Source organism: Nocardia coubleae NBRC 108252 (assembly GCF_001612805.1).
Classification (GTDB): Bacteria; Actinomycetota; Actinomycetes; order Mycobacteriales; family Mycobacteriaceae; genus Nocardia; species Nocardia coubleae.
On the sequence record NZ_BDBD01000019.1, the window covers coordinates 414837 to 435207 of the forward strand.

The following is a 20371-nucleotide window of genomic DNA, read 5'->3' on the forward strand; positions in this document are numbered from 1 at the left end:
TCTCAACGCGGCGATCCAGCGACGAGCGCGCGCAGCGCCGGGACATCGAGGATATTGCTGAGCGGGATATGAACCGACACTTTGCGTTTAGCGTCGTCGGCAGGGAAACGGGTGCGGTCGCGCAGCGAGAGAAAGTACCCGCAGTGCCGCAGCAGCAGCGCCCCCGTGACCGTGTCCGCGAACTGGGTCGCGACAGCGGGCACATGCACCGCGAAAAGGTAACGAGGAATGGCGAAGTCGGACCCCGCGAGCTGGTTGAACTGAGTGTGACTCAGCCCGGGAAACACCAGCTGCCCCTGCCGGTATCGCGGGCGCGACACGGTCTTTATCTGGACCTCGATCTGCGGCGAGATCCCGAACCGTGTGCGCCCCGGCTGCTTGATACAAAGGTCGACACCGTCGACGTCCACATCGTCGGTAGACCACACCAGCCCCGCCGCCGAAGCCAGCACCCGCACGTAGTCGTGCCCGAATTTCCCCTGATGATGATTGGGATCGAGCACCGCGCCCCTCCTGGCCCCCACCCGACACTATCGAGAGCGAACTGTAGCCTGTGCCGACGAGACACGCTGAGGTTCAGCATTTTTCACGCCGACGGTCGGCATGTCACGGTACGGGCGCACCGGGATCCGGCGCGCCCGTGGAGTGCCCTGCCTATTCCGTGGCGGAGGCGGCCACCTCTGCTTCGGCTGCCAGTGCCCGCCGGCGCACCCGCCGGGCCGCAGCTACCATATTGCGCAGCGACGGATCCAGCTGCCAGTAGTGGCGGGTTTTCAGACCACCGTCTGGGTTGGCCCACAACCGTTGTGGGGTAACCGCTTTGGCTGCCTGGGTGAGGAGTTCGTCGAGTTCGTCGATGTCGGGGATGCGGGCCGAGCGGCTTTCGTAGACGCCGGGGCCGACGCCGTGGCTGAGGCCGTGGCCGGTGGCGGCGTCCTCGGTGAGGGCCTGCATGACCCATTCGATCGAGCGGGTCGCGACGATCGCGGTGACGTCGGCGTCGAGTTGTTCGATCGCGTCCACCACCTCGGTGCGGCCGGAATAGCCGATGTGGGTGTGGATCTGGGTGTCGGGGCGCACGCCGGAGGTGGCGAGTTTGAACGCGCCGACCGCCCAGCGCAGGTACTCTTCGCGACCCTGTGGGCGCGCGGGGAGCAGCTCTCGGATGGCCGGTTCGTCGACCTGGATGATGGCGATGCCCGCCTTCTCCAGATCCACCACCTCGTCGCGGATCGCCAGCGCCACCTGGTCGGCCGTCTCGTAGAGCGGCTGATCCTGGCGGACGAACGAGCGCGCCAGCATGGTGACCGGCCCGGTGACCATGCCCTTCACCGGCTTGTCGGTGAGCGACTGGGCGTAGGTTGTCCAGTCCACCGACATGGGCGCGGGCCGGGCCACGTCGCCGTAGATGATCGGCGGCCGCACGCAGCGCGAACCGTAGACCTGCACCCAGCCGAAGCGGGTGGTCGCCATGCCGTCGAGCTGTTCGGCGAAGAACTGGATCATGTCGTTGCGTTCGTGCTCACCGTGGACGAACACGTCGAGACCGATGTCCTCCTGCAACCGGATCGTCGCCTCGATCTCGGCTTCGACCTGCTTGCGGTAGTCCTGCTCGGACAACCGGCCCGCGGCGACTTCGTGACGCGCCTGCCGCAACCGGCTGCTCTGCGGGAACGACCCGAGCGTGGTGGCCGGGACCAAGGGCAGGTTCAGGCGTTCCTGCTGGGCGGCGGCCCGCTCGGCATAGGGCACCCGTTCGCGCATGTCCGGCGTGATCGCGTACACCCGCTGCCGCACGGCGTGCTTCTGCTTGAAGTGCACCGAGGTGGGCCGCTTACGCCACTTCTCCGACGGGCCCTCGGTGAGCGCCTTCGCCAGCGAGACGACCTCGCCGACCTTCTGTTTCGCGAAGGCGAGCCGGTCGGCGACATTGCCCTCGATGTCGTATTCGGCGAGCACGTCGTAGGGCACGTGCAGCAGGGTGGTGCCGGTCGACACCACCAGATCGGGGCACACCTCGGCGAGGGAGTTCAGGTAGTTCAGCGTCACGTAACGATCGGCGCGCCACACATTGGTGCCGCTGATGACGCCGGCGTAGATCCGCTTGCGGCGGATGCCGGGGATCTCGGCGAGCTCCTCGGGCGTCATCCGGTAGGACGCCAGGTCCAGCCCGATGGCCTCCACATTGCTGGCCGCCAGGATTCGCAGCGCCTCACCGAAGTCGCCGTACTGGCCGGTGACCAGGATGCGCGGGCGCAGCGGCGCCTTCGACAACCGCTGATACGTCTTCTCGAACGCCGCGAGCGCCGCGTCGGACTGCTCCCCCGTGAAACACGGTTCGTCGAGCTGCACACAGGTCGACCCGCGCTTGGCGAGCAGTTCGAACAGTTCCTCGTAGAACGGCAGCAGCTTGTCGAGCAGGCTCAGCGTGTCGAACTCCGCTTCGCCGGGCACCTGCCCCGCCTTGGACAGCAGCAGCAACGACACCGGCCCGAGCACCACCGGGCGCAGTTCGATCCCGCGCGCCATCGCCCGGTCCCACTCGTCGAGCAGGGCCTCGGGGTGCAGCGAGAACGTGGAGTCGGCGTCGAGTTCGGGCTGCCGGTAGTGGTAGTTGGTGCCGAAGAAGCGCACCAGCTCCAGCGGCGGCAGATCCGGGTTACCCCGCGCCATCAGGAAGTAGAAGTCCAGCGGATGCAGGCCCTCCTGATGCGGCTTGAACCGCGACGGCACCGCACCGAACAGCAGCGCGTTGTCGAGGATGTGGTCGTAGAAGGAGAAGGTGTTGCCCGGCACCTGGGTGAGCCCGGTGGCGGCCAGCTCGTCGAACTGACGCTCCTGGATGTCCCGGCCTACCGCGAGCAGCTCCTCCCGCTCGAGCGACCCACGCCAGTACGACTCCAGCGCGCGCTTGAGTTCCCGGTGCGGACCGATCCGCGGATATCCGAGAACGCTCGACCCGAATCCATCGGTGACGTTGACCATGAACGGGACATCCCTTTCCATCACCTGCGTGGTCGCCCGGCAACCGGGCGCCGCGCAATTACTGCGCTCGACGAGTAGCCGGTTCGCGCGTGCACGAACGGCCTACAGCAGCTTAAGCCGAGCGGTCGGCAGTGTGCCGTTCCCCCTGCAAACACCCCCGGAAACACCGACGGCCACCTTCGTCTCGTCGGGGAGGAAGGCGGCCGTCGGTGCGTGGAACCTAGTTTCCGTACTGGTAGAAACCGGCGCCGGTCTTCTTACCGAGCAAACCGGCTTCCACCATGCGCATGAGCAGCGGCGGCGCGGAGTACAGCGGCTCCTTGAACTCGGCGTACATCGAGTCCGCGATCGACTTCACCGTGTCGAGCCCGACGAGGTCGGTCAGCGCCAGCGGCCCCATCGGATGCGCACACCCGAGCACCATGGCCTTGTCGACGTCTTCCTTGGTGGCGAACCCCGACTCGACCATGCGGATGGCCGAGAGCAGGTACGGAACCAGCAGCGCGTTGACGACGAACCCGGACCGGTCGGCCGACCGGACGACCTGCTTGCCGAGGATGTCGGCGGCGAACGCCTCGGCCCGCTTGGCAACAGGCTCACTGGTCTTGAGCGTGGTGACCAGCTCCACCAGCGGCAGCACCGGCACCGGGTTGAAGAAGTGCAGACCGACCACGCGCTCGGGATTGGCGGTGGCGACGGCGATCTTCATGATCGGGATGGAGGAGGTGTTGGAGGCGAGCACGGCGTCGGGGTCGGTGACGACCTTGTCCAGCTCGCTGAAGATGGCCGTCTTGACCTCTTCGTTCTCGACAACGGCCTCGACGACCAGCTGACGGTCGGCGAAGTCACTGAGGTCGGAGGTGAAGCGCAACCGCCAGGCGGCCTGCTCGCGCTCGCGCTCGGTGATCTTGCCGCTGCTGACGCCACGATCGAGCGAACGCAGGATGCGCGCACGACCGGCGGCGGCCAGTTCACGGGTGGTTTCGTAGACGAGGACGTCGACGTGCGCGCGTGCGCACACTTCCGCGATACCCGCGCCCATCTGTCCGGCGCCGATAATGCCGACGCGCTGAATCTTGTCGCTCACGGTCCCGCTCCTGGGGTAGTTGGCGGCTGGCGCCGCGGATTTCGGCCCGGTTCGGGTCACAGACCTCCGCGGTTCGCGACCCACGATATAGGGATGCCCTCCCCTGCCGGGGCTGATCGGCAGGGGAGGGCGTACACCCCTACTGGTGTAGAGGAAATCCGTTGCTAGTCAAAGCAACTCAGTGGAACTGACCCTCTTCGGTCGAGCCCTTGAGGGCTGCGGTCGAGGTGTTGGGGTCAACGGTGGTGGCGATGGTGTCGAAGTAGCCGGCACCGACCTCACGCTGGTGCTTGATGGCGGTGAAGCCACGCTCGGCGGCGGCCTTGAACTCGCGCTCCTGCAGGTCGACGAACGCGGTCATGCCCTCGCGAGCGTAGCCGTGCGCCAGGTCGAACATGCCGTAGTTGAGCGAGTGGAAGCCGGCCAGGGTGATGAACTGGAACTTGAAGCCCATCGCGCCGAGCTCACGCTGGAACTTCGCGATGGTCGCGTCGTCCAGGTGCGCCTTCCAGTTGAACGAAGGCGAGCAGTTGTAGGCCAGCAGCTGGTCCGGGAACTCGCTGCGAACCGACTCGGCGAACTTGCGCGCGACCTCGAGGTCCGGCACGCCGGTCTCCATCCAGATGAGGTCGGCGTAGGGGGCGTAGGCCTTGGCACGCGCGATGCAGGGCTCGATGCCGTTCTTCACACCGAAGAAGCCCTCGGCGGTACGGGTGCCGTCCAGGAACTCGCGGTCGCGCTCGTCCACATCGGAGGTGATGAGGGTGGCGGCCTCGGCGTCGGTGCGGGCGATGATCACCGACGGCACGTCGGCCACATCTGCTGCGAGGCGCGCAGACGTCAGTGTACGGATGTGCTGCTGGGTGGGGATCAGCACCTTGCCACCGAGGTGGCCGCACTTCTTCTCCGAGGCGAGCTGGTCTTCCCAGTGCACGCCCGCGGCGCCGGCCGCGATCATGGCCTTCTGCAGCTCGTAGGCGTTCAGGGCGCCACCGAAGCCGGCCTCGGCGTCGGCGACGATCGGGGCCAGCCAGTTCTTGACCGAGGTGTCACCCTCGACCTTGGCGATCTCGTCGGCGCGCAGCAGCGCGTTGTTGATGCGACGGACCACCGAGGGGACCGAGTTCGCCGGGTACAGCGACTGGTCGGGGTAGGTGTGGCCGGACAGGTTCGCGTCACCGGCGACCTGCCAACCCGACAGGTAGATGGCCTTCAGGCCGGCGCGAACCTGCTGCACGGCCTGGTTGCCGGTGAGGGCGCCGAGGGAGTTGATGTAGTCCTCGTTGTTCACGAGGTCCCACAGGATCTCCGAACCACGACGCGCGAGGGTGTGCTCCTCGACGACAGTGCCCTGCAGCTTGGAAACCTGCTCGGCGGTGTAGTTGCGGGTAATGCCCTTCCAGCGCGGGTTGGTGTCCCAATCCTGCTGGATTTCCGCAGCGGTCTTCGGGGTGCCGGCAGTCGACATCTCTGACTCCACTTCCTCGGTGTGGTCGGTGCTCCGCGCTGTCCGGCCGTTCAAACAACCGGCGGCTGAACGCTTTCGGTTGCACGGGTCGTACTGCTGAAGCAATTTGCAGGCTTGCTAGGACTAGCTAGGGCCTGAGGGGTGTACTTCCAAACAATGGCATACCCGGAAATAGCCGTCTACCTGTTGGTTGTGTGAATCTCAGCTAGGTTTGCCGCCGCTGTTGCTAACTTTGCGAAATTTGCCCTGTGATTGCAAGCACTGCGGCTACCGATGGGTAGTGCTGACCAGGAGTTTTAGCATAACGCCCGTACTGTTAGCGATCTTCGGTCGGGTGGGTGCCGATGCTCTCGAGCCTTCCAGGCTGTGAGTCGTTTCACACACCACGCCGGGCGTCGATCATGTGCGTGTCGTCACTCCGCAACGCCCGCCCGGCGTGTCACCCCTGTGGCGCACGGGGCAGAATCGGACTGTCCGACGAAGGGAAGAGGGACCGTGCGCAAGTCGAGGATGCTGACGATCGCGGCGATGGCCGCGCTGACCGTGCTGCCGGTCGTTCCGGCGCACGCCGGACCCACCGGCGGGCAGGTTGTCTCGGTAGAGGCCCTGTCGGCCGCGGCGACACTGCCGGGTTCGGCCCGCGCCGAGCGGTTGATCTACCGCTCGACCACCGCGGGCGACCAGCCGACCACCACCGGTGCCGCCGTGTACTTCCCGCCGGGCGAAGCGCCCGCGGGCGGCTGGCCGGTGATTGCCTGGGCCCACGGCACCGTCGGGCTCGGCGACGACTGCGCCTACAGCGTGGCCGGTCCGGCCGCCGTCGAACGCGACTGGGCTTACCTCGGCACCTGGCTGAAGCAGGGCTACGCCGTCGTCGCGGCCGACTACGCCGGTCTCGGCGGTCCGGGCGAGCACCCGTATCTGAACGGCGTCGTGGAGGCGCGCAATGTGGTCGACGCCGTGCGCGCCGCGACCGCGCAATACCCGTCGCTGTCGAACAAGTGGGCCGTGGTCGGCCAGTCGCAGGGCGGCGGCGCCGCGGTGTTCACCGCCCGCTACGCCACCGAGTTCGGCGGCCCCGAACTCGACTACCGCGGTGCCGTCGGCACGGGCGTGCCCGCCTACATCGAGGACGTCATCGGCCTCGTCGGCCCGGGTGTGCCCCCGATCGCCCTGAGCTCGCACCTGACCGCCTACGTCCTGTACATCCTCAGCGGCCTGCGCACCACCTACCCCGACCTCGACATCGACGGTCTGCTCACCGACACCGGCCGCACCTGGCTCGAGCGCGCCCAGACCGCCTGCATCGGCCCCCTCGGCGACGAACTCGCCGCCGCCAAGCCGTCGGTGGGAAGCATGTTCGCCCGCCCGCTGTCGTCCATCCCGAACCTGCGCGGCCTGCTCGGCGAGTACATGGGCCTGCCCGAATCCGGCTACGACCGCCCGCTGCTGCTGGCTCAGGGCCTGCGCGACACCGACGTGGTCACCCCCGCGACCCTGCGCTACTTCGCGGTGCTCGAGGCCAACCGCCAGCCGGTGACCACCCGCACCTACCCCACCGACCACGACGGCACGGTCAACGCCTCACTGGTCGACTCGCTCCCGTTCGTCCGGGACCTGTTCGCCTGATCCGGCCGGATGCGTCGTTCGCCAGTGCTCGGCAATGTCGATGCGGCGCGTGATCCACACGTCCTCGTGGCATTGCACGTGGTCGAGGAAGCGTTCCAGGGCCGCGGTGCGGGCGGGTCGGCCCGCGATGCGGCAGTGCAGGCCGATCGAGAGCATCTTCGGGCTGCCCTCGGTCCCTTCGCGGTACAGCACGTCGAAGGCGTCGCGCAGGTGGGCGTAGAACTCCTCGCCGGTGGCGAAGCCGGCGGGCGAGCAGTAGCGCATGTCGTTGGTGTCGAGGGTGTACGGGACCACGAGGTGCTGCTGCCCGCGCACCGTGGTCCAGTAGGGCAGGTCGTCGGCGTAGGAGTCGGCGTCGTAGACGAAACCGCCGTGCTCGACGACCAATTCGCGGGTGTTGGGTGAGTCGCGGCCGGTGTACCAGCCGCGTGGCGGCTCACCGGTGAGGTCGGTGAGGATGCGCACGGCCTCGGCCATGTCGGCGCGTTCGGTCTCGCGATCCACGAGCTGATACGACTGCCAGCGCAGACCGTGACACGCTATTTCGTGGCCGAGCTCCAGAAAAGCCGCGACCGCTTCGGGATTGCGTTGCATCGCGCGGGCGACCGCGAAAACGGTGAGCGGGATACCGCGCCGTTCGAAGGCGCGCAGTATCCGCCACAGGCCGGCGCGTGAACCGTATTCGTAGAGCGATTCCATGCTCATGTGCCGGTTCGGGAAGGCTTCGGCCGGTGTCATCTCGGACAGGAAGGTTTCCGAATGCGGTGATCCGTCGAGGACGTTGTTCTCCCCGCCCTCTTCGTAATTCAGCACGAATTGCACCGCGATCCGGGCTCCGCCGGGCCATTTCGGGTCCGGCGGAGTGGGACCGTAGCCGATGAAGTCGCGTGGCCCGGTCATGCGGACAGCTCGCCGTAGAGCCGCAGGCGCGCCAGGCCGCCGTCGGGATAGATGTCGAGGCGAACCTCTTCGACCGACGCACCGGCGGGCGTGAGGGCGAACCGGTGGCGGGTGTCGGGGAGCAGGTCGGTGCGCGGCATGATCTCGACTTCGGTTCCGTCGCTGGTGAAGCCGGTGAGGGAGGCGGCACCGGGGCTGTTGCCGAGGAAGCAGGAGGTGTCGATCTCGGCGAGCCGGATGGCGCCGGGGCCCGCGAGTTTGATACGCACCCAGTCGTTTCCGTCGTCGCGGCGCCGCGCGGTTTCCCAGCCGTCGCCCATGACGCGCGCCTGGCCGGGGTAGAGCAGTTGGTTGGGTGAGCTGTAGAAGCGGTTGGAGCAGTCCAGGACCAGGGCGCCGTTCTCGAGGGCGGCCAGGTCGAGTGGGCCGAGGCCGAGCAGGGCCGGGTCGGGCCTGCCCTCGCCGTGGACCCGCAACCGGGCGACGCCGCCGTCGGGGTGCATGGTGAGTTTGACGTGGGTCCACCGGTTTTCGTCGTCGACGGTGAACGGGGTCCGGCAGTCGCCCGCGACCTTCACGCGGTCGAGCAGCGGCACCCAGTCGGTGCGTTCGGCGATCTGCTCGGCGGTGGGGTAACCGTCGATCGCCAGCGCCGAGACCGACACCTCGGGCGGATAGTTGCCCGTGAACCAGGCGGTGTCCACCACGATGCCGCGGATCACGCCCGGCACGCCGAGGCGGACGATGGCCGCGTCGTCACCGGGCTTGCCGCGGTGGCGGCGGGTTTCCCAACCGTCGTAGATCTGCCCTTTGTGCCCGAATGTCGCGGGCCGGTATTCGGCCGGGCCGGGGTTGACGAGGTTTTCCTTCTCGGCGAAGAACTCGTCGTTCGCCCAGATCACCGACCCGCCGAGCGGCCGGACCGCCAGGTCGGGCAGGTGGGTGAAGTCGTCTGTCATCGGGTCTCCCGTGCTTCGGTACTTTCTCGGCTCGACCACCGGCGGGTCATCAGGTCGACGAGTGTCTGCTCGGTGAGTTCCGGTGCACGGGCGAGCAACTCGTCATCGCTGACGGCACCGCAGCGCAGGGCACGCACCACCGTGGTCGACAGGGCTTCGGCGGTGGCCGGCTCGTCGACCACACCTTCCTGGCCGCGACCGAGGTAGGCCTGTAGGCGTGGGACGGCCACATCGGTGGCGGTACGGAAGAAGTTGTGGGTGGCCAGCCAGCGGGTGACCAGGTGGCCGGGATGCATGTCCCAGCCCTGGTAGTAGCCGCGGCGCAGGGCACGTTCCACCAGGCGGTAGTGGTTGGTGAAAGCGAATTCGGGGTCGCTGCCCGGCACTATCTGGGTGGAGCCGTCGCAGATCCACACGCCGGTCTGGGCGGCGGCGACCTGCATCACCGTTTTGGCGTGGTCCGCGGCCGGATGGTCGAGCGCCTGGTCGGTGGCGGCGATTCCACAGGCGGCGGTGTAGTCGTAGGTGCCGAAATGCAGTGCACTGCAGCGATTGTCGGACATAGCGAGCATGCGGGCGATGGGGGCCGTGCCGTCGGGCGCGATGATCGCCTGCGGGCTTTCGATCTGCAGTTCGAAGCGCAAAGTGTGGTCGGGAAGTCCGTGGGCGCGTTCGATGCCGGAGCAGATGTCGACAATGGCCGAGACCTGTTCGGCCGCCCGGATTTTCGGAACGGTGAAGAGGAACCCGGGTAATACGTCGGCGACGCCGTCGAGCACCAATTCCAGTGTTCGCAGCGCTCGCCTGCGTTCGTCCTTGGCCAGCCCCTTGATCCGGATCCCGAACGAACCGGGTGCGCCCGGCTTTTCGGCCATCAATGCCAAGGTCTTTCCCGCTGCTGTCGCGGCGGCGTCTTCCACATCGTCGGCGCGGAAACCGTATCCGTCCTCGAAATCTATCCGCAGGTCCTGCACCGGTCGAGCGGACAGGCCGACCCGGACCGCGGGAAGGGAATCGGTGGTGTCGAGACCGGCGAGGAAGCCTGCATGGCGGTCCAGCAGTTCCAGCGCGGTGGCACCCCATTCCACCGGGGTGTCTGCGGTAGCACGGTCGGCGGGGACATACACCGTGTGCACCGGTTGCATCCGCGGCCCCTGGCCGGGATAGCGCAGCCGCAGCTCCGCGTCGACGGAATCGAGGACTGCGTCGACGCGTGCCCGGATGTGTTCGGGCAGTCGGGTATTCACTCGGCCGTTCCTTTCCTCGCGAGCCGCCAGATCCGGTCGGCGGTCATCGGCAATCGGTCGGGTCTGACATCGATGGCGTCGCGGATCGCGTTCGCCAGGGCCGGGGCAACCGGGTTGTAGGGTGACTCACTCATCGATTTGGCACCGAGCGGGCCGAGCGCGTCACTGGTTTCGGCGAAATACACCTCCGTGCGTGGCAGGTCCGCGAATTGCGGTACGTGGTAGTGCCGCAGGGTGCGGGTGGTCACCACACCCGCGTCGGTGCGCATGTCCTCGTAGAGCGCGGTCCCGATGGCCTGCGCGACACCACCTTCCACCTGACCGCGCAACTGCACCGGGTTCAGCACGGTGCCCGCGTCGGCCACCTGGATCGACTGGAGAATCCGCACCTCACCCGTCACGGGACGCACGGCTACCCGGAACGCGTGCACGTTGAAACTCACCGAACGCGGTGTGCCCGAATGGGTCCCATGGGCTATGAGGTCTCCGTCGGCGAGGAGTTGTGCGGCGGTGACGAGTTCGTCCCCGCAGCGCACACCACCCGCCTCCAGCACGCAATCCCGTTCGGGATGGCCGCTCACCTTGGCCGCGCGCGCCAGCATCATCGCGTGCAGTTCCAGTGCGGCGGCATAGGACGCCTTGCCCGCGACCATGGTGCCGGTCGAACCGAAAGCGCCGGTGTCGTGCCCGATCAGGTCGGTGTCGGATTGGCGGATCACGATCCGGTCGGCGGATGTCGCCAGGGCTGTCGCGGCGAGCTGGGCGTGGACGGTTGTGGTTCCATTACCGAATTCCGCTGTGCCCACGTTTATCTCGTAGCGCCCGTCGACGAGCAGGCGCGCCGTCGCGTCGGCGTGATGGCCGCGTGGTGGAACGGTCGCGATCATCGCCACGGCCATTCCTTCTCCCACCCGCCAGTCCGGGCCGGGCGCTTTGGCACCGTTGCCGCGATGCAGCGCTCGCTGGGCGGTGTCGAGGCACTGATCCAGGCCGTAACTGCCGAAGGTGAGGTCGCTTTCGTCGACTTCGGCGCCGGTGAACCGGTCGCCTGGAACGACCACATTGCGCCTGCGGAAATCGAACGGGTCGATGCCGATTCGGCGGGCCAGTTCGTCGATGGCGGATTCCACGCCGAAGATCACCTGACCGAGCCCGTAACCACGGAAGGCGCCGGAGGGAATGTTGTTGGTGTACACCGCTTGCGCGTCGACCTTCTTGTTCGGGCACCGGTAGACGGCCACCGATTCGCCGACGGAATGGAACAGCACACCCGCACTGTGGTTCCCGTAGGCACCCGCGTCGGCGAGCACGTCGACCGACAATGCGGTGAGCAGCCCATTCCTGTCGGCGGCGGCAGTGACCTCCACCCGCATCGGGTGACGGCAAGTGGCAGAGGTGAATTCGTCGGTCCGCGTGAATTCGTATTGCACCGGATGCCCGGTGCGCAGGACGGCGAGCGCGATGAGGTCTTCGACCAGCATTTCCTGTTTGGCGCCGAACCCGCCGCCCACCCGAGCCGCGAATACCCGCACCCGGTCACGGTCGAGGCGGAACAGGTGGCACAGTTCGTCGCGAACCAGGAACGGGACCTGGGTGCTGGTGCGTAGTACCAGCCTGCCTTTGTCGTCGAGCCAGCCGATTCCGCCGTGCGTTTCCAGGTGCACGTGCTGCACGCGCGGCGAATGCCAGACACCACGGACAACATGCGCCGCTTCTTCGATACCACGATCGAAATCACCGACACCACCGTGTATTTCCGCGATCACGTTGCGTTGCGGGTCGGCGATACGCGCGGTATCCGGCTTGTCCCCATGCAATTTCGGCGCCTCGTCTCCGAGCGCCTCCGCCGGCTCGAACACAGCGGGCAGAACCTCGTACTCCACCCGCAACGCCCGCACCCCCGCCCGCGCCGCATCGAGAGTCTCCCCCACCACCGCCGCGACGCGCTGCCCGACGAAACGCACCGTGCGATCGAGGACGAAGGTGTCGTCGGGATCGTCCTCCCGGAATTCGTGCCGTGCCGTGGAAAACGCCACCCCCGGCGCGTCTGCCGCCGTCAGCACCGCCCGGACGCCGGGCACGGCCGCCGCCTCCGCGATGTCTATCGACACCACCCGCGCATGCGCGTGCGGGCTGCTCAACACGGCGATATGCCAAGGCGCCACCCCCGGCCCCCGCTCGTCCCCCACCCCGACATCGAACGTGAAAGCCTCGCCGCCCCGCACCACCCGCTCCCCAGCGGGCGCTCCGAAACCCTTTCCGACCTGCCCCGGCCCGAACTCCTCGCCCCGCACCCGCTCTGCGACCGCGCTCACCTCGCGGCGCGCCACCGCAGGACCCTCCCCCGCGGACGCCGTCGTCACACCTTCGGCACTCCGCCGATGCCCATCGTGCGGGCGCAGGGAGGAGGCATCGGCAGGTACTCCAACTCGTGCCTCCATACCGGGGGGCTGTTCAAGGGGGGCATCGCCAGGCACTCCGACTCGTGCTTCCACACCGGGAGGCGGTTCAGGGGTGGCCTCACGAGTTGTGCACAGTGGTGCACACGCGGTGAGGGCGTCGGTAATGGCGCGGTAACCCGTGCAGCGGCACAGGTTTCCTTTCATCAACTCCGCGCGCTCATCCTCGGTGATTTCCGAATCGGTGCGGTTGCGGAGTAATCCGGTGGCGGTGACGACCATTCCGGCGGTGCAGTAGCCGCATTGGAACGCGGCATTGTCGACAAAACTGCGCTGCACAGTATTCGGTCCGGCTTCGCCGGCGAGACCGGCGGCGGTGGTGACGGTTCTGTCAGCGGCGCGGTGGGCGGGGATGAGGCAGGAGTGGACCGGGGCGCCGTCGAGCAGGACCGAGCAGGCCCCGCAGTCGCCGGAATCGCAGCCCTTCTTCACCGCGAGAGTGCCCTGCTCCCGCAGGAGGGTCCGCAGGCACTGGCCCGGCCTGGGCGCCGTTTCGACGACGCGGCCGTCGACTTCTAGCCGCACGGTCCACCTCCCTCGTACCGAATCGCTGGCTCGGGGACGCCATCGACGCTTGTCGCCGGGTTCACGACCGACCCTCCGCCAGTTCTGCGGCAACCTCGGTCCCCAGCAGGTGGGTGACGTGCCTGCGCCAGTCCGGTGCGCCGTGTGGATCGTCGAACCAGATGTTCGGTGGGATCTCGGCGAGCGCGGAGGTCAGCTCGTCCACGCTCGGCGGTCCGTCGAAATCCAGGACGACAGGTCGGGTCGTCGCCGCCGTGATCGTCAGAGCGCAGTCATCCGCTGTCCGCCTGCCCATCACAACGGAACCGGAACGCCCGAGCGGAGCCAACGCGATCTTCCGAAAGCTGGTGTGCGCGTGAAGGTTACGCAGCGGAACGACAAAGGAGCGGATCACCGATCCCGGCGGCAACACATTCATTCCAGGACCGGTTACGAAGTCTCGCAACGCGATTCGCTGTTCACCACCACCATGCGGCCACACCACCGCGTCGGCGTCGAGGGCGACCAGCGCACCGAGTACGGCACCGGCGGGCAGGGAAAGGCATACGTTTCCGCCGACCGTGGCCGTGCGCCAGATCTTGTGCGAGGCGAGCAGAGCGCGGCACGCCTGCGCGAACAACTCCGTCCCTGGCCAATCCGGCCGCAGGGTCTTCGACCCGAGTTCACGACCGGGACGCGCACCGGCGAATTCGGCGAGCGTGCAGGTCGCGGCGATTTCCAGGCCCTCGCTGGTCTCTACGAGCGACGGCCAGCCCAACGTGGTGATGTCGATCAGCCGGTCGAGGTGATCGTGGGGTTCGGAGTAGAGGAAGGTCCCGCCGGCCAGCACCGCGCTCCCCGCACCGACCTGCGCCAAATCGGCGCGCCGGCGAGCGAGCACCACCTCCCGCACGGTATCCAGATCCACTTCCACCTCGCTTACCTCACCAGCCACACTAGGGGCGGCGAGTTGCCACGATGTTGCGCGACACCCACTCGAGATTGCGCCGCGGTAAACCCGATATCCACCCTCCAGTGTGCCCCTCCAGCCGCGTTCCGTACCTGGTCACCCCGATCACCACGCCGTGGTGGCGGCATCGGCCGAGTAGGTCCCGCCACCACAGCGTGGTGATCTTGATCGGGTGTACCGGGGGTCAGGCTCCTGCGAGGAGAGTGGCCTGGGCCTGGGCGACATCGGCGCCGACGGCCGCTTCGTCGACCGTGGTGACCACACCGTCGCGGACCACCTCGCGACCGTTCACGAACAGGGCCGCCAGTGGCGGTGCGGAGCCGAGGATCAGGGCGACGACCGGGTCTTCGATGCCCGCGTGGGCGGGGGTGTCGAGGCGCCAGAGGGCGAGGTCGGCGAGCTTTCCGGGTTGGATCGAGCCGATGTCGTCGGCCCGGCCGAGGACACGGGCACCGCCCATGGTGGCGAGTTCGAGTGCCCCACGCACCGTCATGGCCTGCGGGCCGCCGACGGCTCGGGCGTAGAGGAGGGCGTTGCGTGGCTCCTCGATCAGCGAGCTCGACTCGTTGCTGGCCGCGCCGTCGACGCCGAGCCCGACCGGGATACCCGCCGCGACCAGGTCGGCGGTGCGGGCGATGCCCGCGCCGAGGCGGCCGTTGGAAGTCGGGCAGTGGGCGATGCCGGTGCCGGTGCGAGCCATCGCCGAGATCGCGTGGTCGTCGAGGTGCACGCCGTGGGCGTACCAGACGTCGTCGCCTAGCCAGCCGAGCCGTTCCATGTACTCGGTGGGCGTGCAGTCGAAGTTCTCGCGGCAGAAGTCCAGCTCGTCGACGGTTTCGGCGAGGTGGGTGTGCAACCGCACCCCGGCCGAGCGCGCCAGGGCGGCCGATTCGCGCATCAGGTCGGCGGTCACCGAGAACGGGGAACAGGGGGCGAGGCCGATGCGCACCATGGCGTCGGGCGAGGGGTCGTGCCACTGCTCGATCGCGGTGGTGCTCGCGGCGAGGATGTCATCGATGGACTCGACCACATCGTCGGGCGGGAGCCCACCCTTGCTCTGCCCGAGGTCCATCGACCCGCGCGTGGGGTGGAAGCGCAACCCCACCTCGGCGGCGGCCGCGATCTCGGCGGCGAGCAGGTCACCACCACCGTGCGGGAACAGGTAGTGGTGGTCGGCGGACGTGGTGCACCCGGTACGGGCCAGCGACACCAGCGCGCCGGTCGCGGCCACCCGCACCGACTTCTCGTCGATCCGCGCCCACACCGGGTACAGGGTTTTCAGCCATTCGAACAGGGTGCTGTCGGCGGCGAGCCCACGGGTGATCCACTGGTAGAGATGGTGGTGGGTGTTCACCAATCCTGGCGTGAGCAAGCAACCCCGCCCGTCGATCCGCGCGGTCTCCGCCCCGAACGCCGGCGCCCTGCCTTCCCCGAGCGCTTCGATCCTGTTGCCACGCACCGAGACCCACCCGCGCCGATACTCGGTCCCGGACGCATCGACAGTGACGACCGCACACCCGTCGACCACCAGATCCGGCGCGCTCACCGCGACCACCTCGCCCCACTACACATCGCATGCGCGACCGTCCCGGGACCCGCCGCGCCGTCGACGGCGACCACACCCGGCCCGCTCATGCCGACCACGCCGTTCCGGCATCGGGTGCGTCCGCACGCTGCAAGGTCGCGTGAATCGAACCGTAGGGGCGGTCGGCGGCCCAGAACACTTCACCCTTGTTCTCGATATCGAAGCGGTCGAGGTCGTAGTCGAAGTGGTGTTTGTTCGGGGCCGAGAGTCGAATCTCGGCCAGCACCGGGAAACGCTCCAGCACAGCGCTTCCCATCGCGTAGAGGGTCTGCTGCAGTGCGCGGGAATAGGTGGTGGCGAACAGTTCCAGCAGGGTGGCGCGAATCCCGGCGAACACCTCGTCCCAGTCGATGCCGTCGATTTCGCCGAATCGCCAGTGCACGTCGAGGGAAGTGGCCAGGACGCGATCGTTCGTAGGCGCCAATGTGGTGTATTCGTCGACGAGGAAGTCGGCAAATTCCGAACCGGTCGACTTGAGCAGCACGAGATCCTTGATTCCGCCGATCAGCCAGGTTCCGGCATCGGCGGCCGTCACGGCGACGGTGCGCACCTCAGGCCCCTGTCGCACCCAGGTGTGATCGTGTTCGGCACCATTGATCGAAACCCGCTGCCAGCCATACGATTCGACATCCACGCGAGCACTGCTCACCGGCTCGACGGTCTCGTGGAAATGCCTCGCCAACGCGATCGCGTAATCCTCGACGGTGTCGAGACCGACCTTCTTCGCGAAGGCGAACGCCGTGTTCTTCTGCGTATCGGTCGGCAACACCTGCCGCTGATCGCCCTCGGTATAGGCCGCCTCGAAGTCGCCCCGCAGTGTGGTCGTGACATTCACATCGCGGATCTCGTGGCGCGCGTTCTCCTTGTAGAACCGCACCACCCGGTTCTCGGCCTTGCCGTATCGGTTGTCGGTCAACATGATCGGGCCTGTCAGTGCCACGGCTCAACTCCCTCGGTAGGTCGAATAGGCGAACGGCGAAAGCAGCAGCGGCACATGCAGATGCGCTTGCTCGCCGACGGTGAAAGCGATACAGACCTCCGGGTAGAACGTCTCGACGCCCTGAGCCGCGAAGTAACTGCCGGTATCGAAGTACAACTGGTATTCGCCCGGATTAAGCCCGGCGGCAAGCTCTTTCACTCGCCCGTCGGCATCGGTCAATGCCTCGGTGAGCCGCAACTCACCACGCATCAACCACACGGCGACCCCCTCGGCGGGGACTCCGCGTACGGCATCGAGCACATGCGTGCTCAGCCCGGTCATGACGCCACCAGCTGTGTCAGGCGCAGCCGATTGATCTTCGCCAATTCGTCTCGCATAACCCGCCTTTCGGTCGTCGGATCGTTGTCCAGTCGCGCCCGCAGTACGGCGAGCAGTTCCTCGCCGCTACGGCCTGCCGCGCACACCAGGTAGATGTGCCCGAACTTTTCCTCGTAGGCCCGGTTGCCCTCGGCCAACCGGGCCCGCACGTCGTCGCCGGAGACACCGGACTGTTCGTGCGCGGCCGCGCCGGTGGCGCGCTCACCGATGCGTGGATGCCCGGCGAGCGCGGCGTCGATATCGGCCTCGTCGAGCGCGTCGAGGGCCGCGTCGGCGGCATCGAGCAACGACACCGCGTTGACATAGGGCCGGGCGGCCGCGATGGCCCTCGCCCAGCGCGGCGACGAGCAACAGGCAAGCAATGCCTGCTCAGCGGCGTCGGCGGGCAACGAGTTGAAGCCCGCGAGTCCGATCGCTTCCCTAGTCATCGATCCAGCATCTCCCCAATACCGGCGGCCCGCCACTCGAGCCGACCGCCGACGTACCCGTGTCGTCGCCCGCGCGCTCCCCGGCCGTAATCGACCGGCAACATTGCGCCATTACCTTCACCTGCATGCCCCGGATCGAAGCGCTCACGCACGACTCGTGCGCGGGCATCGTCCTCGCGGCGGGCGCCGGAACCCGCTACGGCAAACCCAAGGCACTCGCCGAAAACGGCGCCTGGCTCACTGCCGCGATCACCGCCTTGCGCGACGGCGGCTGCGACCCGGTGATCGTGCTGCTCGGCGCCACCGGCCCCGACCCGGCGGCGCTGAACCTGCCACCCGGCACTCGGTGGCACTGGGTCGCCGACTGGGCCACCGGGCTATCGGCGACGGTGCGCGCGGGGTTGGCCGAGGCGGCGCGGGCGGGTACCCGATATGTGGCCTTCCGCCCCGTCGACACTCCCGATATCGGTGCCGAAGTGGTGGCCCGAGTGCTCGCCGCGGCCCGCGCGAGCGAGAGTGGATTGGCTCGTAGTGTGTTCCACGACACTCCGGGTCATCCAGTTGTGATAGAGAACAAGCACTGGGAAGCCATTTACGCTGCCGCCGTTGGGGATGCGGGTGCAGGTTCCTATTTGGGTACCCGACAGGATATGGTGTGCGTCACGTGCGACGACTTGGCGACAGGGACCGATCGCGATTTCCCGGAAGTCGGCGCACGGTGATCGGAGATTTGAGATATGCGCGATATCGTCGATGACCTTCTGCGAGTGTGGCATTCGGGCGCTACCGGTGGCCTGGCAACGGTAGTCCGCACGATCGGAACGAGCGCTCTGCCGATCGGATCGGCAATGCTGGTCACCCCTAATGGCGGCGTCTTCGGATCCATCGCATCGGGCAGGCTGGAAGAAACCGTGTACGAGGCGGCGATGGAAGCCGCGCGCACCGGCATCCGGCAACTACGCCGCTACAGCATGCTCACCGGGCTGGAATCGTCCTCCGACGACGGCACCCTCGTCGACATTTTCGTCGAACCGTTCTCCTGCCGCGATTTCCCCGAATTCCCCACCGTCGCCGCCGACATTCAGGCCCATCGCCGGGTCACCGTGTTCACCGTGGTGTGGAACCAGGATCCCGATGTCATCGGCCAGCACCTGATCACCGACCGTAAACACGCCACCGAGCTGGTCGCCCTGCCCGAGTCGGACCTGTTCGTCGCCTCCTACTGCCCGCCGCCGCGCCTGCTCATCTTCGGCGCCAACGCCTACGCCGCCACCCTGTCCGCCCAGGCGCGGATGATCGGCTACCGGGTGAGCATCTGTGATTCGCGCCCCGAGTTCGCCGACCCGGCGTCGTTCCCCGGCGCCGAGGTGGTCGTCGACTGGCCGCACCGCTACCTGAACACGCTGTCCGCCGCAGGCGAAATCGACAGCAGCACAGGCATCGTCGTGCTCGCCAACGAGCCGCGCTTCGAGATTCCCCTGCTCACCGTGGCCCTTCGCCTGCCCGAACTCGGCTACCTCGCGGCCCTCGGCACCCCCGCCGATCAGGCCCGTCGCCTCGACGATCTGCGCGCGGGCGGCTTCGACGAGCCAACCCTGTCCCGGCTGCACGTCCCCGCCGGACTGGAAGCGGGCCCACGCACCCCCGCCGAAACCGCCGTCTTCATCACCGCCGACTTCCTCGCCTCGCGCGCAGGCCTGCGCCTGGCCGCCCACCGAGACTTCGGCAACTCCACCTCGGTGGGCATGGCTATATAGATTGCGGCCGGCGATCTATTTGAGGGAGGGGTTCTCCGCGTAGATCTCGCGGAGGATCGACAGGTCGAAGAGCTGGTCTGCCTTGATGTCGATCTCGGCGGTGCGCAGGGCGGCGATGTTCTGTTCGATCAGGGCGTCGGACATGGTGAGCAGGCCGTCGGTGCGGGTGGCGGCCGAGACGACCAAATCGTTCTGGGCGGTGGCCTCCTTGATCTGCTCGTCGAGGGAGAGCTCGAGGTCCTTGCCGTAGACCTCGACCGCCAGGCGGGCCGACTCGGCGGGGTCGGCGACGGCATCCTTCCAGCCCTTGATCTGGGCGGTGAGGAAGGCTTTGAGCTTGTCGCGTTCGTTGTCGATGGTCGACTGGGCGACGGTCAGGGTCTCGGCCACCAGCGGTAGGCCGAAGTCGGCGAAGAGGAAGTGGTCGTTGGCAAAACCCTTGGCGGCCAAGGTGATCGGCTCGTTGGTCACGTAGCTCACCCAGCCGTCCACCTCGCCGTTGGCCAGTGGGGTCGGGTCGAACTGGGCGGGCACTACGGTCACCTCGCCGGGGGCGATGCCGTTGGCGGCCAGCAAGGCGCTGAAGATCAGCTGGTTGGTGTCCTGCACACCGATCTTGCGGCCCTTCATCTCGGCCGGGGATTTGATCGGTTTACCCGCCGCGCTGACGATCGCGAAGGGGTTCTTCTGGTAAGTCGCGCCGACGATCTTGGCGGGCAAACCCTCCAGCACGGCGGGCGCGGTGGTCTGCGGTGCGGACAGCCCGATCCACACCTTCCCGGTGTCGAGACCGGCCTCGACGGAGGTACTCGCCGCACCACCCGCGATGAGATCTACCGTTCCGAATCCCGCTTCCTTGAAATACCCGCGCGAATCGGCGAAATACTCGCCCGCGAATTCGATGTTCTTGATCCAGGACAACTGCACCGCGACCTTGCCGTATTTCGAGCCGTCGTCGGTGGAACCGGAAGTCGCCGAACCGCCCCCGCATGCGGCGAGCACGCTCGCACCGCCGATTGCGGCGCCGGTGAGCGCGGAAAAGCGGAGGAAACTACGGCGGTCGATACTGTTCATA

The 20371-nt window shown here is 67.5% G+C and carries 17 protein-coding genes; 3 read left to right on the forward strand and 14 right to left on the reverse strand.

Translation table 11 applies throughout. The features are described from left to right. Positions 1-2 precede the first annotated feature (2 nt). The 4 genes from NCO8_RS21645 to aceA form a co-directional block, all read right to left on the reverse strand. The gene (locus tag NCO8_RS21645) at positions 3-503 is read right to left on the reverse strand and encodes a DUF4365 domain-containing protein (protein WP_067641953.1); all 501 of its coding nucleotides are present in this window, start codon (positions 501-503) and stop codon (positions 3-5) included. A 151-nt stretch (positions 504-654) separates the two neighbouring features. Next, entirely contained in the window at positions 655-2985 is a 2331-nt protein-coding gene (metE, locus tag NCO8_RS21650) for a 5-methyltetrahydropteroyltriglutamate--homocysteine S-methyltransferase (protein WP_067642112.1), read from the reverse strand. Positions 2986-3205: 220 nt separating this feature from the next. Then, positions 3206-4072: a 3-hydroxybutyryl-CoA dehydrogenase gene (locus NCO8_RS21655; RefSeq protein ID WP_084457380.1), complete on the reverse strand. Its 867-nt coding sequence runs from the start codon at positions 4070-4072 to the stop codon at positions 3206-3208. A gap of 178 nt (positions 4073-4250) precedes the next feature. Then, complete coding sequence (gene aceA, locus NCO8_RS21660; protein ID WP_067484780.1) at positions 4251-5540, reverse strand: isocitrate lyase; 1290 nt, start codon at positions 5538-5540, stop codon at positions 4251-4253. Positions 5541-6068: 528 nt separating this feature from the next. Here aceA and NCO8_RS21665 point away from each other — a divergent pair. After that, entirely contained in the window at positions 6069-7169 is a 1101-nt protein-coding gene (locus NCO8_RS21665; protein WP_376739937.1) for an alpha/beta hydrolase, read from the forward strand. Here the strand turns inward: NCO8_RS21665 and puuE are convergent. The 9 genes from puuE to uraD all read right to left on the reverse strand — a co-directional run bounded on the left by puuE (position 7125) and on the right by uraD (position 17539). Continuing rightward, the gene (puuE, locus tag NCO8_RS21670; RefSeq protein WP_067641955.1) at positions 7125-8069 is read right to left on the reverse strand and encodes an allantoinase PuuE; all 945 of its coding nucleotides are present in this window, start codon (positions 8067-8069) and stop codon (positions 7125-7127) included. The genes NCO8_RS21665 and puuE overlap by 45 nt on opposite strands. Continuing rightward, positions 8066-9028 (reverse strand): allantoicase, encoded by a 963-nt coding sequence (gene alc, locus NCO8_RS21675; RefSeq protein WP_067641956.1) that lies wholly within the window; start codon positions 9026-9028, stop codon positions 8066-8068. Before alc ends, puuE begins: the two co-directional genes overlap by 4 nt. Then, positions 9025-10275: a DUF6986 family protein gene (locus NCO8_RS21680; protein WP_084457352.1), complete on the reverse strand. Its 1251-nt coding sequence runs from the start codon at positions 10273-10275 to the stop codon at positions 9025-9027. The genes alc and NCO8_RS21680 overlap by 4 nt, the downstream gene beginning before the upstream one ends. Further along, the gene (locus tag NCO8_RS21685; RefSeq protein ID WP_067641958.1) at positions 10272-13259 is read right to left on the reverse strand and encodes a molybdopterin-dependent oxidoreductase; all 2988 of its coding nucleotides are present in this window, start codon (positions 13257-13259) and stop codon (positions 10272-10274) included. Before NCO8_RS21685 ends, NCO8_RS21680 begins: the two co-directional genes overlap by 4 nt. 61 nt (positions 13260-13320) lie before the next feature. After that, positions 13321-14172: an FAD binding domain-containing protein gene (locus NCO8_RS21690; RefSeq protein ID WP_439951690.1), complete on the reverse strand. Its 852-nt coding sequence runs from the start codon at positions 14170-14172 to the stop codon at positions 13321-13323. A 220-nt stretch (positions 14173-14392) separates the two neighbouring features. Then, entirely contained in the window at positions 14393-15763 is a 1371-nt protein-coding gene (locus tag NCO8_RS21695) for an 8-oxoguanine deaminase (protein ID WP_084457353.1), read from the reverse strand. 76 nt (positions 15764-15839) lie between these two features. Then, entirely contained in the window at positions 15840-16712 is an 873-nt protein-coding gene (gene pucL, locus NCO8_RS21700) for a factor-independent urate hydroxylase (RefSeq protein ID WP_067642116.1), read from the reverse strand. A 24-nt stretch (positions 16713-16736) separates the two neighbouring features. Beyond that, positions 16737-17054, reverse strand: coding sequence for a hydroxyisourate hydrolase (uraH, locus tag NCO8_RS21705; RefSeq protein WP_067484762.1), 318 nt, complete (start codon positions 17052-17054; stop codon positions 16737-16739). Beyond that, on the reverse strand, positions 17051-17539 hold the full coding sequence (uraD, locus tag NCO8_RS21710) for a 2-oxo-4-hydroxy-4-carboxy-5-ureidoimidazoline decarboxylase (protein ID WP_067641959.1): 489 nt from the start codon (positions 17537-17539) through the stop codon (positions 17051-17053). The genes uraH and uraD overlap by 4 nt, the downstream gene beginning before the upstream one ends. 125 nt (positions 17540-17664) lie before the next feature. On the opposite strand from uraD, the gene NCO8_RS21715 reads away from it, so the two are divergent. Further along, positions 17665-18261, forward strand: a complete 597-nt coding sequence (locus NCO8_RS21715) for a nucleotidyltransferase family protein (protein WP_067641960.1) — start codon at positions 17665-17667, stop codon at positions 18259-18261. A gap of 15 nt (positions 18262-18276) precedes the next feature. Beyond that, entirely contained in the window at positions 18277-19296 is a 1020-nt protein-coding gene (locus NCO8_RS21720; protein WP_067641961.1) for an XdhC family protein, read from the forward strand. A gap of 15 nt (positions 19297-19311) precedes the next feature. On the opposite strand, the gene NCO8_RS21725 is transcribed toward NCO8_RS21720, so the two are convergent. Then, positions 19312-20370: an ABC transporter substrate-binding protein gene (locus NCO8_RS21725; protein WP_067641962.1), complete on the reverse strand. Its 1059-nt coding sequence runs from the start codon at positions 20368-20370 to the stop codon at positions 19312-19314. Position 20371 lies beyond the last annotated feature (1 nt).

What these genes read in the sequence shown, in the direction of transcription:
- NCO8_RS21725 (WP_067641962.1), bottom strand. Translation starts at nt 20,370, where the DNA reads ATGAACAGTATCGACCGCCGTAGTTTCCTCCGCTTTTCCGCGCTCACC.
- uraH (WP_067484762.1), bottom strand. Translation starts at nt 17,054, where the DNA reads ATGACCGGGCTGAGCACGCATGTGCTCGATGCCGTACGCGGAGTCCCC.
- pucL (WP_067642116.1), bottom strand. Translation starts at nt 16,712, where the DNA reads ATGTTGACCGACAACCGATACGGCAAGGCCGAGAACCGGGTGGTGCGG.
- NCO8_RS21715 (WP_067641960.1), top strand. Translation starts at nt 17,665, where the DNA reads ATGCCCCGGATCGAAGCGCTCACGCACGACTCGTGCGCGGGCATCGTC.
- NCO8_RS21665 (WP_376739937.1), top strand. Translation starts at nt 6,069, where the DNA reads ATGGCCGCGCTGACCGTGCTGCCGGTCGTTCCGGCGCACGCCGGACCC.
- uraD (WP_067641959.1), bottom strand. Translation starts at nt 17,539, where the DNA reads ATGACTAGGGAAGCGATCGGACTCGCGGGCTTCAACTCGTTGCCCGCC.
- metE (WP_067642112.1), bottom strand. Translation starts at nt 2,985, where the DNA reads ATGGTCAACGTCACCGATGGATTCGGGTCGAGCGTTCTCGGATATCCG.
- alc (WP_067641956.1), bottom strand. Translation starts at nt 9,028, where the DNA reads ATGACAGACGACTTCACCCACCTGCCCGACCTGGCGGTCCGGCCGCTC.
- aceA (WP_067484780.1), bottom strand. Translation starts at nt 5,540, where the DNA reads ATGTCGACTGCCGGCACCCCGAAGACCGCTGCGGAAATCCAGCAGGAT.
- NCO8_RS21720 (WP_067641961.1), top strand. Translation starts at nt 18,277, where the DNA reads ATGCGCGATATCGTCGATGACCTTCTGCGAGTGTGGCATTCGGGCGCT.
- puuE (WP_067641955.1), bottom strand. Translation starts at nt 8,069, where the DNA reads ATGACCGGGCCACGCGACTTCATCGGCTACGGTCCCACTCCGCCGGAC.